Origin of the sequence: Nannocystis punicea (assembly GCF_026965555.1) — a bacterium.
Classification (GTDB): Bacteria; Myxococcota_A; Polyangia; order Nannocystales; family Nannocystaceae; genus Nannocystis; species Nannocystis punicea.
Genome location: NZ_CP114040.1, coordinates 2,983,075 through 2,996,602, shown reverse-complemented (window position 1 = coordinate 2,996,602; position 13,528 = coordinate 2,983,075). Strand labels below are relative to the sequence as shown.

The 13,528-nt window shown below is 71.9% G+C and carries 10 protein-coding genes; 7 read left to right on the top strand and 3 right to left on the bottom strand.

What is annotated here, in order from left to right; all coding sequences use genetic code 11:
• Positions 1 to 32: 32 nt before the first annotated feature.
• Complete coding sequence (locus O0S08_RS11335) at positions 33 to 965, top strand: TetR/AcrR family transcriptional regulator C-terminal domain-containing protein (RefSeq protein ID WP_269039097.1); 933 nt, start codon at positions 33 to 35, stop codon at positions 963 to 965.
• A gap of 163 nt (positions 966 to 1,128) precedes the next feature.
• On the opposite strand, the gene O0S08_RS11330 is transcribed toward O0S08_RS11335, so the two are convergent.
• Positions 1,129 to 1,743, bottom strand: a complete 615-nt coding sequence (locus O0S08_RS11330) for a glutathione S-transferase N-terminal domain-containing protein (protein WP_269039096.1) — start codon at positions 1,741 to 1,743, stop codon at positions 1,129 to 1,131.
• Between the two features lie 109 nt (positions 1,744 to 1,852).
• On the opposite strand from O0S08_RS11330, the gene O0S08_RS11325 reads away from it, so the two are divergent.
• From O0S08_RS11325 to O0S08_RS11300, 6 genes are all read left to right on the top strand, one after another.
• Entirely contained in the window at positions 1,853 to 2,773 is a 921-nt protein-coding gene (locus tag O0S08_RS11325) for a LysR family transcriptional regulator (RefSeq protein WP_269039095.1), read from the top strand.
• A gap of 319 nt (positions 2,774 to 3,092) precedes the next feature.
• Positions 3,093 to 3,635 carry a hypothetical protein gene (locus tag O0S08_RS11320; protein ID WP_269039094.1) on the top strand — a complete coding sequence of 181 codons (543 nt, stop codon included), beginning with the start codon at positions 3,093 to 3,095 and terminating at the stop codon, positions 3,633 to 3,635.
• Between the two features lie 143 nt (positions 3,636 to 3,778).
• The gene (locus tag O0S08_RS11315) at positions 3,779 to 5,623 is read left to right on the top strand and encodes a putative metal-binding motif-containing protein (protein WP_269039093.1); all 1,845 of its coding nucleotides are present in this window, start codon (positions 3,779 to 3,781) and stop codon (positions 5,621 to 5,623) included.
• Positions 5,624 to 5,930: 307 nt separating this feature from the next.
• Positions 5,931 to 6,779, top strand: a complete 849-nt coding sequence (locus O0S08_RS11310) for an ADYC domain-containing protein (RefSeq protein WP_269039092.1) — start codon at positions 5,931 to 5,933, stop codon at positions 6,777 to 6,779.
• A gap of 324 nt (positions 6,780 to 7,103) precedes the next feature.
• Positions 7,104 to 8,948, top strand: coding sequence for a DNA ligase D (gene ligD / locus O0S08_RS11305; RefSeq protein ID WP_269039091.1), 1,845 nt, complete (start codon positions 7,104 to 7,106; stop codon positions 8,946 to 8,948).
• A gap of 141 nt (positions 8,949 to 9,089) precedes the next feature.
• The gene (locus tag O0S08_RS11300) at positions 9,090 to 9,527 is read left to right on the top strand and encodes a hypothetical protein (protein ID WP_269039090.1); all 438 of its coding nucleotides are present in this window, start codon (positions 9,090 to 9,092) and stop codon (positions 9,525 to 9,527) included.
• 30 nt (positions 9,528 to 9,557) lie between these two features.
• Here the strand turns inward: O0S08_RS11300 and O0S08_RS11295 are convergent, their stop codons facing one another.
• Both O0S08_RS11295 and O0S08_RS11290 read right to left on the bottom strand, forming a co-directional pair.
• Positions 9,558 to 12,104: a polynucleotide kinase-phosphatase gene (locus tag O0S08_RS11295; protein WP_269039089.1), complete on the bottom strand. Its 2,547-nt coding sequence runs from the start codon at positions 12,102 to 12,104 to the stop codon at positions 9,558 to 9,560.
• Positions 12,101 to 13,501: a 3' terminal RNA ribose 2'-O-methyltransferase Hen1 gene (locus tag O0S08_RS11290; RefSeq protein ID WP_269039088.1), complete on the bottom strand. Its 1,401-nt coding sequence runs from the start codon at positions 13,499 to 13,501 to the stop codon at positions 12,101 to 12,103. The genes O0S08_RS11295 and O0S08_RS11290 overlap by 4 nt, the downstream gene beginning before the upstream one ends.
• Positions 13,502 to 13,528: the final 27 nt, after the last annotated feature.

Here is a 13,528-nt window from a genome sequence, read left to right as displayed (position 1 = left end):
CAGGAGCGCGCTGGTGTACTAGAACACCAGGAATGAAACAGAACACCACGGCGGGCCGGATCGCCGACCGGGTGCGCGAGCAGATCCGCCGCGGCTCGCTGCGACCGGGCGACCGGGTGCCGTCGGCGCGGCAGCTCGCGCGCGACGAAGCGGTCGCGCTGGCGACGGCGATGAAGGTGCTGTCGCAGCTGCAGCGCGAGCGGCTGGTGCGGGTGGTGCCGGGGGTCGGCACGGTGGTCCGGGGGCGCGAGGACGGGCCCGAGCTGTCGCGCGAGCGCGTCGTGCGAGCGGCGATCGCCATCGCCGACGACGACGGCCTGGCGGCGCTGTCGATGCGCGCGGTGGCGACGGAGCTCGGGGTGGCGACGATGTCGCTGTACCGCCACGTGCCGGGCAAGGACGAGCTGGTGCTGGCGATGATCGACGCGGTGATGAACGACTCGCTGGTGACCTCGCGGCCGGCCCTGGCGCAGCAGGTCGGCTGGCGCGCGCGGCTCGAGCAGCTGGCCCGGATGCACTGGGAGCTCTACACGCGCCACCCGTGGCTGGCGCCGGCGCTGTCGATGACCCGGCCACAGCTGTCGGTGAGCGGGATGCAGCACACCGAGTGGGTCCTCGCGGCGCTGCTCGACGCCGGCTTCTCGCCGGCGGCGGCGATGCGCACCTGCGTGGCGTTCATGGCCCATGTGCGCGGGATGGCGATGAGCGTCGAGCCCGAGCGCGAGGCGGAGCGCGACACCGGGATGAACAGCGAGGAGTGGATGGCCGACCAGGAGCAGAGGTTCGCGGCCGTGATGCCGCGCTTCCCCGCGCTCGCGCGGATCAGCGAGATCGCCGACCTCGACATGAGCCTCGACGCGCTGTTCGAGTGCGGCCTCGCGTGCTTCCTCGCCGGCATCGAGGTGCAGCTGCGCGCGTCCGAGGCCGAGGCGCCGAAGCCCCGCGGCGCCTCGCCTCGACGATGACGAGACGACGGCGCACGAACGCCGCGCCCCGCCAACGCGAGGCCACCTCGCGCCAGCATGACGAGTCCCGTGAGACAGGCGTGGCGTCGTCGCGGTGAGGCCGAGGCGCTGCAGCTGCCGCGCCTGCGATCGGGCGGACAGATCCGCGGCGCCGACCTGAGGGCTACGTGGGCACGCCCTCGAGGTCGAGGGCGGCGCACACGGCCGGGTGCCGCTTGAGTCGCGCGTAGTAGGCGGCGAGGTCGGGCTGGCCGTCGAGGCGCTCCTGGAGGTTGAGGACCCACGCGCGCAGCGTGATGAAGGCGTAGGCGTCCACGACGGTGAACGCGTCTCCGGCGAGGTACTCGCGGCCTTCCAGGCGAGCGGCGAGGTACGCGAAACGCGAGGCGAGGCGGGCCCGCGCCCCCCGCCGGTAGTCGACGTCGGCGGGGTGGACCGGATGGAACGGGGCGAAGCCCTTGTGCAGCTCGGTGGCGATGAAGTTGAGCCACTCCTGCACTCGCACGCGGGCGAAGGTGCCGGCGGGCGGGGCGAGGCCCGAACTCGGGGCGAGGTCGGCGATGTACTGCAGCAGCACGGCGGTCTCGGTGAGGACCGCGCCATCGTCGAGGACGAGCACCGGGACGTAGGCCCCCGGGTGCAGGGCCGCGAGTTCGCGGCCGTCGGCGGCGATCTTGCGGTACGGGTCGACGCGCACGGGCTCGAACGCGAGCTCCGCCGCGCGCAGGGCGATGTGAGGGGCCAGCGAGCAAGCCCCGGGCGAGTAATACAGCTTCATCGTCTCCTCCAGGACGCGCCGCACCGGCGCGCCGCAGAGACGATGACGCCGGCGCAGTTTTGGAACAAGATGGCGACCCATGAACCCTTCGTTGCCAGAAATGGAACGCATGGATCTCAACCGCGCGGCGCTCTTCGTCCGGATCGTCGAGGCCGGCGGCGTCACTGCGGCGGCCTCGCGCTTGAAGCTGCCGAAGTCGTCGGTGAGCCGCAACCTCACCCGCCTCGAGCGCGAGCTCGGCTGCGAGTTGATCGTCCGCGGCACGCGTCAGTTCCGCCTCACCGACGCCGGCCGAACTTTCTTCGACGCGGCGGCGCGCGGCGTCGCGGCGCTCGAGGAGGCCCGCGATGAGATCCAGTCCGGGCGCAGCGAGCTCGGTGGGGTCGTGCGCGTGGCGGCGCCGTCGGACCTCGGCGTGTGGCTGGTGGCCGGGACTGCGGCCAGGCTGGCGCGCACGCACCCGAAGCTGCGGATCGAGCTGTCCCTCGGGCGTCGCCAGGCGGAGGCGGTGCGCGAAGGGTTCGACCTCGCGGTGTGCGTCGGTCCGCTGGCCGACTCGTCGCTGATCCGCGTGCCGCTCGGGGCGATGGACAGCGGGCTGTTCGCCAGCGCGGCGTACCTGCGCGAGCGCGGCACGCCGCACGCGCCGGCCGAGCTCGCCAGCCACGACTGCGTGTCCTGCCGCGCCGAGGGCTCGCGCGAACGCTGGGTCCTCGCCGGCCCGAATGGCGTGGCGACGGTGCGCGTGTCCGGCCGGATCGGCGTCGACGACCGCTCGGCGGCGGCCGCGGCGGTGCTCGCCGGCGCGGGCATCGGCGTGCTGCCGCTGCACCTGTCACGCTCGGTCGAGCGCGCGGACACTCTCGTGCGAGTGTTGCCCGATCACGTGGTGCGCGGCGAACCGGTCCATATCCTCCACGCGGCCGCGCGCCACGTGCCGCGCCGGGTCCGCCTGGTGTGCGAGGCGATCCGCGAGGCAGCGCTCGCCAGCTGCCCGGCAGCGCGGGCGCGACAGCGTATCTGCTCTTAGGGACATGCTCCTATGGACATGTTATATCTTCCGCACCCGGCCGACCAAGTCGTCGGCCTCGCGCCGGATGTCCGACGCTGCCCTCGCCGCTCCTCCGCGCCGACGCGCAGCATCGCACGGTCGAGGGCGAGCGTGCGCGGCCGCGGGCTGGCCCGGGGAGCCGGGCGACGAGGCGCGTTCGCTCGGACCCGTGGCGCTCGTGGGCGCGTCCACTGCGGTCGCCGGAGTCGAGACGGACGTGCGGACCTCGCCACGCCCCGGACATGAACCTGCCGCGGGTGATGGCCAGCCGCGCGGCGATCCGGGTACGATGGGCGCCATGGGAACTCAGTACGGGGCCATCGTGCACGGGCGGCGAGTCGACACCGACGTGACGTCCACAGTGGAGGCGCGTGCGGTCGAAGGCGGCCGCGTCGTCGCGCTGATCGCGGTGCAAGGGACTCTCGCCACCCCCTCGCTCGAGAGCGTCAAGGGGGCCCTCGCACGCGTGGCTCGCGTGACCGAGGGCGCCGCCGGAGCGCTGGCAGGAGCGGCACCTCCTCCACCCTATGCTTCGGGCGTGGGGGTCGTGCTCCTGTTCGACGGCCTCGCCCACGTGGCCACCACCGGCGGCGCGCGCTGCTATCGCGAACGCGACGGCGTCCTCGAGGAGCTCGCCGCGGGTGTCCACGACGCGCGCTCCGGCGACGCTCTCGTCGCCGCGAGTCACGCCGGCCTGCACGTCGGGCGCCCCTTCTTCACGACGGAGCTCCGGCCCGCCGCCGACGCGGAGTTTCGCAACGACGCCCTCGACGCCGCCCTCGACGCCGCCCTCGCGCCCTACTCGGCCTTCGTCGCAGTGGCCGCCGCGCGCATCGCCTGAAGCGCGTCCTTGCGCCCTCGCGCACTGCGATCACCGGCGCACGAGCGCTCGTGAGTCCGTGTGTGCATTGCGAGCGGTGTCGCGTGACCTCGTGTCCGCGCACGCTCCCGCCGGCGGCCCGCCGCGGTACCATCGGTGATGGTATGCGCATCTTCGCCTCTCGCGTCCTCGGATGGTCCGTCTTCGTGATCCTCGCCGGTTGCGGCGACGACCTGACCGCCACCACCGCCTCGGAGTCGGACGCGTCCTCGACGGCCACCGGCAGCGACACGAGCAGCAGCACCAGCTCGACGTCGTCGGACCCGACGACGACGACCGACACCGGCGGGACCGACTCGATGACCGGCACGACCAGCACGACCGGCAGCGTCGATCCGACCTCGAGCTCGACCACCGGCGACGGCTCGACCTCGACCTCGACCTCGACCTCGACCACCGGCGAGACGACGAGCTCGACGACCGGCGAGGACACGACCACCGGCGAGCTGTGCGTCGACGGCGTCGTCTGCGAGGGCAACATCGCGGTGATCTGCGAGGGCGAGGTCCCGTCGATGGAGGAATGCGAGCACCTGTGCGTCGACGGCGTCGGCTGCCTCGATTGCGTGTCGCCGGGGCCCGAGATCTGTGACGGGCTCGACAACGACTGCGACGGCGTCGCCGACGGCCCGGGCGTGTGCCCCGCGGGCAGCTGCAGCGGGGGCGGCGGCGCGTGCGTCGAGCTGACGATCCCCGACGAGCACCCGCTCGTGTCCGGCTGCCGCCAGCAGTTCCCGCCGCCCCAGAGCCTGCAGTGCCCGATCGCCGAGCCGGGCCCGGTGTTCCATCTCAGCGCTGCCACCGGCGACGACGCCAACGACGGCACCACCCCCGAGACCGCCTGGCAGACCCTGTGCCACGCAGTCGACGCCGCCCCGGCCGGCAGCACCCTGCGCGTGGCCGAGGGCAAGTACGCCTCGGCCGAGGTCTACGTCGGCAAGGAGCTCACGATCAAGGGCGGCTTCGACGGCACCTTCACGACCTGGGACCCGGACGCCCACCCGTCGACCTTCTACGGCCGGCTCAACCTCGACCACAACGGCGCGGTGTTCGGCGGCTTCCGGATGATCGCCAACCCGCTGCACGCCGACGCGTGGAGCTACCCGCACCACTTCGTCGGCGCCGGCACTCTGGTGCGCAACTACGTCGAGATCGTCGCCACCTCCGGCGGCGACCCGAACACCCTCAACCTGTACGGCATCGTCGCCAGCGCGTGCCCCGGCGGCGTCTCGGTGCTGCGCTGCAACGACATCTACGTGCGCTCGGACGCGCCGCAGACCTTCGTCGTCAGCGCGGTCGAGTACGGCAACCACGCCCTGCACGCCGGCCAGGGGGTGCTCGACGCCAACCGGATCTGCCAGGACGGCGGCGGCTTCGCCACCGACGCCGTCGGCGGCTACGGCTCGTGCTTCCCCAATCCCGTGTCGCTGCTGCTGCGCAACAACGTGATCGAGAAGGCCGGCGCCGGCGGCCACACGATCGACTTCTACAGCTGCGGCAACGACGACATGTCGCTCACCCTCACCAACAACACGGTGATCGGCGTCAGCGAGGCGATCCACGGCTCCGGCGACCCCGCGGTGATGATGCGCTGGAAGCTGACCAACAACATCTTCTTCAGCGCGGGCGGCGGGCAGACGGCCGTCGACGCCGGCGACGTCGGCGTCGAGATCACCAGCAGCGAGGGCAACCTGAGCTTCGGCTTCGCCGACAACGCGATCCTCCCGGCGCCGCTGATGAGCGCCGGCGACGACCTCAGCGGCGCGGCCACGCAGGCGTCGGTGTTCGTCGACGCGATGAACGGCGACCTCCACCTCAAGGAGGGCGGACAGGGCGTCGACACCGGGCTCAACGTATTCGGCCTGCCGGCCCACGGCGTCGTCACGACCGACATCGCCCAGCAGCTCCGGCCGCCGCAGGGGCCCTGGGACCGCGGCGCGTTCGCGTTCTGACGGCCGGTCTCTTGCTGCGCTGAAAGTGGTCGCACCTCCCGAAATCGGCGGTCGCAGGGCACAGCCGGCGTTCGCGCCCCCTGCGCACTCCGAAAAGCCCACGAACCGGAGATTGCAGCGCTCCGCGACGGCCACCCGGGACAATGTCCCCTTCACCGCGAGCCCGAGCCCGCTCGTCGCCCTCATCTTCGGCGTGGAGGCGGAGGATATGGCGACGATGCGGCGAGCGGTGGTGGGAGCATTGCTGGCGACAATGGTGGGGTGTGACGAGGACCACGGATTTCCCCTCGATGACCCATCCGCCCAGGTGAGCGCGCGCGAGCTCGAGACGAACGGGTTTCAGCTCAACAGCTTTCGCCTCAACGGGTTCCGCCTCAACGGATTCCGCCTCAACGGATTCCGCCTCAACGGCGGCGACGGCAGCGGTGATTTCATCGACCTGGAGTCGTTCGAATTGGCGCAAGGCGGCACCGTCGCGGACGCCTGGCTCGCCGGCAGCGAGCTCCGCGTCACGACCACCGGCGGATCGACGCTCGCCGGCACGCAGCTCGTCGGCACGGTCCTGCATTTCGGCCTCGTGGAGGGGGCGCCAAAGAAGCGCAAGGTGAGGATCGCCGGCGTGACCCCGCCCGGCCCCGCCTCGGAGGTCTGGCTGTACGACCTGAAGATCAAGGACAGCGCCGGGCCCTGGCAGCCGCTGTGCGTGGACGCCCTCGGCCAGCCGACGCAGGCGATCCTGGTCGGGGAAGTGTGGGATCCGTCGACCGGCAACCGCGTCGCGGCGGCCAGCGCTCTGGTGACTCTGGCGTGCCGCAACGCCGCCGTCGGCAAGTGCGCGGAGTGGGGCTATTACCCGTGGCTCATGCCGGAGTACCACCAGGCGTGCACTCGGATGGTCCGGGCCGACTATTGCGGTGACGGCAATTCCCACACGGTCGACGGAGTGCTGATCCACGTCCTCGACGAGATCGGGGTCGAGGACGCCGAGCCGGACGCCAGCTACGCCATCGAGGCCGAATGGACGGCGGAGGGCGCGGCCTGCCTCGACCTCGCGCACACCCGCATGGGGGTCTCCGAGCTCCCGTGCGGCCTGCCCGCCTGCGGCGAGCCGTTCGCCTCGGGTGGGTTGATTCAGACCGGGGTCCCATCAATCTGAGGTGCGCGATTCGTCGCCGCGCCGGGAGCGAACCTCCCGCCGTCCCCGGCCGAGAGCGCGTCCTCGCGCATTTCGCCGGGCGACTATCATTTTCGCGCCTGCGCAGATTCGCGCGGCATTCGAGCGGGAGTGACGTCGCCGCATGCGCCGAAAACCCGGAGAGCGCGATTTCACTCGCGTGGTGCTCGGAATCGCGGCTCCTCGTCCGCGCCCGGCAGGGTGCGCTCCGGTCGCGCGAAGGGGCCTCAAACCTTCGGCGCGATGCCGCCACCGCGAACCAGGCGCGAAAACGCCATCGGCAGGAAAGCTGCGCTCCCGGCCCAATTGCTGCCCCAGCTCGCCACCCCCGCCTCCACCCTGCCCCGCGGCCCCGGCTGGGTCTACGAGGCCAAGTTCGACGGCTATCGCGTCCTCGCGCGCATCGACGGCGACGAGGTCGCGCTTTACACCCGCAACGGGAATGACTGGACCGCGCGCATGCTGCCATTGCGCGGCGAGCTCGCGGCGCTCGGCCTCGAGTCCGCCTGGCTCGACGGCGAAATCACGGTACTCGATCCCAGGGGCAGGCCGGACTTTCAACGGTTGCAGCAGGCGTTCGACGGCGACGGCAGCCGCGACATCGTCTATTTCGTGTTCGATCTGCTCTACCTGCGCGGCCACGACCTCCGGCGCGTCCCGCTGGTCGAGCGCCGTCGGCTCCTCGAACAAGTCCTCGGCGCCGCGCGGCCGGGCGAGCACGTGCGGTACAGCGAGACGCTCGCGGGCCCTGTCGATCGCCTGCTCGCGGACGCTTGCAAGCGGGGCCTCGAGGGGCTCATCGGCAAGCGCGCCGACAGCCTCTACACCTCCGCGCGGTCGCCCTCGTGGATCAAGCTGAAATGCACGCAGCGCCAGGAATTCGTCGTCGGCGGTTATTCCGATCCGAAGGGCAGCCGGGCGGGCTTCGGCGGCCTGTTGCTCGGCGTGCACGACGAACAGGGCCGACTCGTCTACGCCGGCAAGGTCGGCACCGGATTCGACGCCGCGCTGTTGCGGTCGATCCACGCGAAGTTGAGGGCGATCGAGGCCGACCGCTCGCCCTTCCACGTCCGGCCGCGAGAGGTCAAGGGACACTGGGTGCGGCCCGTGCTCGTCGCCGAGGTGTCGTTCAGCGAGTGGACGAGTGACGGCCGCGTGCGCCACCCGGTGTTTCAGGGGCTGCGGTCGGACAAGGATCCGGCGACGATCGTGCGCGAGCGGCCGCGAGAGGTCGAGTCGACGAGCCTGCCGAAGGCGCGCCGGTCCGCGTCGCCGATCAAGGTCAAGCACCCGGAGCGCGTCATCGATCCGTCGAGCGGAGCGACCAAGCTCGACCTGGTCCGCTATTACGAAACTGTCGCCGAGCACATGCTGCCCCACCTCGAGGGCCGCCCGCTCGCCATGGTCCGCGCGCCGACCGGCGTCGCCGGCGAGCAGTTCTTTCAAAAACACTCCGAGAACACCCGGATCCCGGGGGTGCGGGAGCTCAGCGCGTCCCTGCGTCCTGGTCACCCGCGAATGCTGGAGATCGCCAGCAACGAGGGCCTCGTGGCCGCCGCGCAGATGAACGTGATCGAGTTTCACACGTGGAACTCGACCGCCGCGGACATCGAGCACCCGGACCGCGTCATCTTCGATCTCGACCCGGGCGAAGGTGTCGCCTGGGAGTCGCTCCGGGACGCAGCGCAGCTCACGAGGGGCCTCCTCGAGCTCCTCGGCCTGCGCAGCTTCCTCAAGACGAGCGGCGGCAAGGGCCTCCACGTGGTGGTGCCGCTGCGGCCGGCGTGGTCGTACGACCCCGTGAAAAACTTCTCGCGCGACGTGGCGGAGCACCTGGCCTCCACCCTGCCCAAACTGTTCGTGGCGAAGAGCGGCGCGCACAACCGGCGCGGCCGCATCTTCGTCGACTACCTGCGCAACGGTCGGACTGCGACGACGATCGCCGCGTTCTCGGCCCGGGTGCGGCCGGGCCTCGGCGTCAGCGTGCCGGTCGCGTGGTCCGAGCTGGGCCGGCTCACCGCCGGCGACCAGTGGAACATCTTCAGCGTCCCCGCGCGACTGCGGGCGCTGCGTGGCGACCCCTGGGCCGGATACCGCGACGACCAGACGCTCGTGGCCGCGGCCGAGCAGCTCGGGCGGACGAAGCATTGACCGTTCTGCCGCCCACATCGTCGCTCGTCACGGCGTCCTCGCGGCCCTGGAGCACGGGCCAGTTTGGCGACGTCGGCGGGTGACGCGGAGTGGAAGGACGGAGAATGACGGGCGGCACGCGATGTGCTTGAGTCGACGGCAATGGCCAGCCTCCTCGCGCCCCCGATCGCCGAACTCCCGGCACATCCAAAGCGTCGTTGCTACCGCCGGCTGCTCGAATCGGTGGCCCTGGCGCTCCTCGCCGCCTCGACGAGCCTGGCCGCCGGGTGCGGGGGCTCGGGCGGGCAGCATCGCGGAGTCGTCGCGCACGAGGTGGCCGAGGTGGCGAAGCTCGCCGAGCAGTTTCGAGCCTCGCAGGGCCGCTGCCCGCGCGACTTCCGAGAGATGGTCGCGCACGGGATGGCGAATCGCGTCCGCGCCGATCCATGGCAAAACCATTACATGATCGATTGCACGGAGGATCGGCTGCAGGTCTGCTCGCGCGCCTGGGACTTCGATTCGCCGGAGGACGACATTTGCGCGGAGCTCCGGACCCTGCGACCGCCCCCGCAGAAACCGGGCGAGCGGCGCGGCGAATGAACGGAGCGCGGGACCGCGATTCGTCGCACCTCACAATCGCGGGTCGACCGGCTCGCTCTCGAGCGCCAGCACCGCGAACACGCACTCGTGCACGCGGCGCAGCGGCTCGCGGCGGACGAACCGCTCGAGCGCCTCGAGCCCCAGCGCGAACTCGCGGATCGCCAGCGAGCGCTTGCTCCCGAGGCCGCGGGCGCGCAGCCGATCGAGGTGCTCCGGCGCGGTGTACTCCGGCCCGTAGATGATGCGCAGGTACTCCGGCCCGCGGCACTTGATCGCCGGCTGCATCAATCCCTTGGGCCCCTTGGCCACGAAGTCGAACGGCTTGACCACCATCCCCTCGCCGCCTGCGGCCGTCAGCGCCTCCCACCACGCGATCGCCCCCTCGCAGCTCTCCTCGTCGTCGGTGTCGACCACGCGGTACGGCGTCGCCAGCAGCAGCTCCGGCGCCGGCGCGCACAGGCGGGCCAGCGTCTCCATGTGCCACACGTGATCGCGGTCCGCGTGCACCCGGCCCTCGCTGGCGAGCAGGTGGAACGGCGCGATCCGGTAGTCACCCGGGCCCTCGACCGGCCAGCAATAGCGGCGATACGCCTGCCTGTACTTGCGGACATCTTCGAGCCGGCGCACGTGCGCCGCCAGCAACGAGTCCACCTCGATCCCGCGCCCCGCCGCGGCCCGCAGCGCCGCCACGCTCGCCTGCAGCCCCGCCTCGCCGGCCGCCCCGGTCGGCGCGTATTGATCGCGCAGCAGCGCCTGCGCCTTGGCCGACCACGGCAAGATCTCGCAGTCGAGGCAGAGCCAGTCGGTGTCGAGCTCGGCCCACAGATCGATCGCGGTCGCGCTGTCCGCCACCCGCTCGAGCAGCGCCGCCTCGATCGCCGCGTCGGCGAAGAACGGCCGGCCCGTGCGGCTGTAGATCACCCCGCGCGCGCTCGCCTTGGCTCCGAAGCGCCGCTGTAGCGCCCCCGCCGAGCGGCCGACGATCACCACCGCGCGCGAGCCCATGTGCTTCTGCTCGCACACCACCGCGCCCACCCCGGCCTCGCGGTAGTACGCCAGCGCCTCGGCCGGGTGCTCGAGCAGCCCCTCGCGCTGCGACGTCTCGCTCGGCGACATCGTCGGCGGCAGGTAGACGAGCCACCGCGGATCGACCGCGAACCGGCTCATCACCTCGAGCGCGGCCGCGCTGTGCTCGGCCGAGATCGTCAGGTTCGGCCGCAGCCGCGTCGAAAGGTTGCGCTTGCCGAGCAGGTCGGCGAGGTCGAGCAATTCGTCGTGCTCCTGCTGGGCCGAGCGCTCGGGCGGCGGCTTCAGCGGCTTCACCGATTCGCAGTACACGCGCCGCGCCGGCTCCGACACCCACTCCAATTCAGGGTACCGCAGGGCCGTCAGCGCCCCGCCGTACACGCACCCGGTGTCGACGCAGATCGTGCGGTTGAGCCATTCGGGGCTCGGCACCGGCGTATGACCATAGACCACGATCGCCCGCCCGCGGTACTCGCGGGCCCAGTCGTAGCGGACCGGCAGCCCGAATTCGTCGGTCTCGCCGGTAGTCTCGCCGAACAGCGCGAATTGCCGGACCGCCCCCGAAGCCCGGCCCTGCAGCGACTCCTTGAGCCCCGCGTGCGCCACCACCAGGCGCTCGCCGTCCAGAGTGTAATGACTGACGAGCGAATCGATGAAGCGCTCGGCGCGGCGGCCCAGCTCCGGCGGCGCCGCGGCCAGCTGCGCCGCCGTCTCGGCGAACCCGTGGGTCGGCTTCACGTCGGAGCCGCGCAGGTATCGCAGCAGCTTCAACTCGTGGTTGCCGGGCACGCACAGCGCCGCCCCCGACGCCACCATGTCCATCACGATCCGCAGGACCTCGGCGATCTTCGGCCCGCGGTCGACCAGGTCGCCGAGGAAGATCACCCGCCGGCCCTGCGGGTGCGTCACCCGGAACGCGTCGCCCCCGTCCTCGACCGCGTAGCCGAGCCGGACCAGCAGCGCCTGCAGCTCGTCGAAGCAGCCGTGGATGTCGCCGATGATGTCGAACGGCCCGCGGTCCTCGCGGCGGTCGCTCCACAGCCGCGCCCGCTCGATCGTCGCCGCCTCGATCTCCTCGCCGCGCAGCACGTACACGTAGCGGAAGCCCTCGCGCTTCAGCTCGCGCAGCGACTGGCGCATCTGGCTGCACTGCTGGCGGATGATCGGCGGCCCCAGCGAGCGATCGCTGCGCTGCTGCGACCGCTCGAGGCAGACCTTGGCCGGCACGTCGAGGGCGATCGCCACCGGCATCGCGTGCTTCTCGCGCGCCAGCGCCAGCACCGACTTGCGCGCCTCGGTCTGCACATTGGTCGCGTCGATCACCGTCAGCAGGCGGCGGTCGAGCCGCTTGCGGGCGATCGTGAACAGCAGCTCGAACGCGTCGCCGGTGGCCTGTTGATTGTTCTCGTCGTCGGACACCAGCCCGCGGCAGAAGTCGGACGACAGCACCTCGGTCGGCTTGAAGTGCTTGCGCGCGAACGTGCTCTTGCCGGAGCCGCTGGCGCCGATCATCGCCACCACCGCGAGCTCGGGGATCACCAGCTGCGTCATCGGCGGAACACTCCCATCTGCGTCGGCGCCCCGAGCTCCGGGTCGACCGGACCTATCGGCCGCAGCTCGACCGCGTAGCCGTGGCGCTCGCCGGTCGCCTGCGCCCACGCGGCGAACTCGGCCCGCGTCCACTCGAAGCGGTGGTCGGCGTGGCGGAACGCGCCCGCGGCCAGCCCGGCGAACTTCGCGTTGTACTCGGCGTTCGGCGTCGTGATCACCACCACCCGCGGCCGCGCCCCGGCGAACAGCGCCCGCTCGAAGCTCGCCAACCGCGACGGCTCGACGTGCTCGATCACCTCGACCGCCGCCGCCGCGTCGAAGCCGTCGAGCCGCGCGTCGCGGTAGACCAGCGAGCCGTGCAGCAGCGTCACCCGATCGCGTGTCCTTTCGGACATGTCCTCGAGGTGCAGCCGCTGCGCCGCCCGCTCGAGCACCGTGTGGGCCACGTCGACCCCGACGATCCGCGTGAACTGGCGCAGCTTCACCAGCCGGGCCAGCAGCTTGCCGCTGCCGCACCCGAGGTCGAGCACCTGGGCCGCGCCGCTGCCCGCCAGCACCTCGGTGACGGCCCGCAGGCGCTCCTCGTCGAGCGACAGCGGCCGCTCGAGCGCCTCCTCGGCGCGGTCGCGGCTGGCCGTCGCCGCCTCCTCGGCCGCCGCGTCGGCCTCGCCCTCGGCCAGCCGCTCGAGCGCGCGTCGGGTCAGGCTGGCGCGGTGCTTGAGGTAGCGGCGGGCGATCGCCTCGCGCTCGGGGTGTCCGGCCAGCCAGCCCTCGCCGAAGCGCAGCAGCTTGTCGACCTCGTCGTCGCCGATGTAGTAGTGCTTGTCGTCGTCGAGCACCGGGATCAGCACGTAGAGGTGCGCCAGCAGCTCGCGCAGCGGCGCCGTGCGGCGCAGGCGGACCGCGAAGTACGGCGTCCGCCCCCACTCACGATCGCCGTCCTCGATCGCCAGCGGCTCGGCGCCCACCTCGTAGCCGAGCGGCTCGAACAGCGCGCGCAGCAGCCCCTCGCCGCCGCGGCACGGCAGCACCGGCAGCGACGCCTCCAGCGCCAGCGGCTTGTCGACCAGCTCCGGCCGCGTCTTCGCCTGCCCCGTCAGCGCGCTGCGCAGCACCTGGGCGATCGCCACGCTCATGAACGACGACGCCGCGTACGGCCGGTCGTTGACGTACTGCGCCAGCAGCCCCTCGGCCTGCTCCGGCGCGCCCCGCACCAGCCGCACCGGATCGACCTCGAGCAGCAGCGCCGCGGTGCAGGCCGCCTCGCTCACCTCCGGGTAGAACACGTGCGCCCGCCCGAAGCTGACGTCGAAGCTCTGCAGCTTCTCCGGATGCTTGTGTAACAGCCACCCGAGCTCGTCCGCCGGCGCCTGGGTGTTGCGGATCGTGAGGAGCACTGGTAGATCCTACCCTTCCTTCGGTCT

Bases quoted from the DNA above. Each gene is read 5' to 3' on its own strand.
- O0S08_RS11335 (WP_269039097.1), top strand. From the start codon at position 33: ATGAAACAGAACACCACGGCGGGCCGGATCGCCGACCGGGTGCGCGAG.
- O0S08_RS11330 (WP_269039096.1), bottom strand. From the start codon at position 1,743: ATGAAGCTGTATTACTCGCCCGGGGCTTGCTCGCTGGCCCCTCACATC.
- O0S08_RS11325 (WP_269039095.1), top strand. From the start codon at position 1,853: ATGGATCTCAACCGCGCGGCGCTCTTCGTCCGGATCGTCGAGGCCGGC.
- O0S08_RS11320 (WP_269039094.1), top strand. From the start codon at position 3,093: ATGGGAACTCAGTACGGGGCCATCGTGCACGGGCGGCGAGTCGACACC.
- O0S08_RS11315 (WP_269039093.1), top strand. From the start codon at position 3,779: ATGCGCATCTTCGCCTCTCGCGTCCTCGGATGGTCCGTCTTCGTGATC.
- O0S08_RS11300 (WP_269039090.1), top strand. From the start codon at position 9,090: ATGGCCAGCCTCCTCGCGCCCCCGATCGCCGAACTCCCGGCACATCCA.
- O0S08_RS11295 (WP_269039089.1), bottom strand. From the start codon at position 12,104: ATGACGCAGCTGGTGATCCCCGAGCTCGCGGTGGTGGCGATGATCGGC.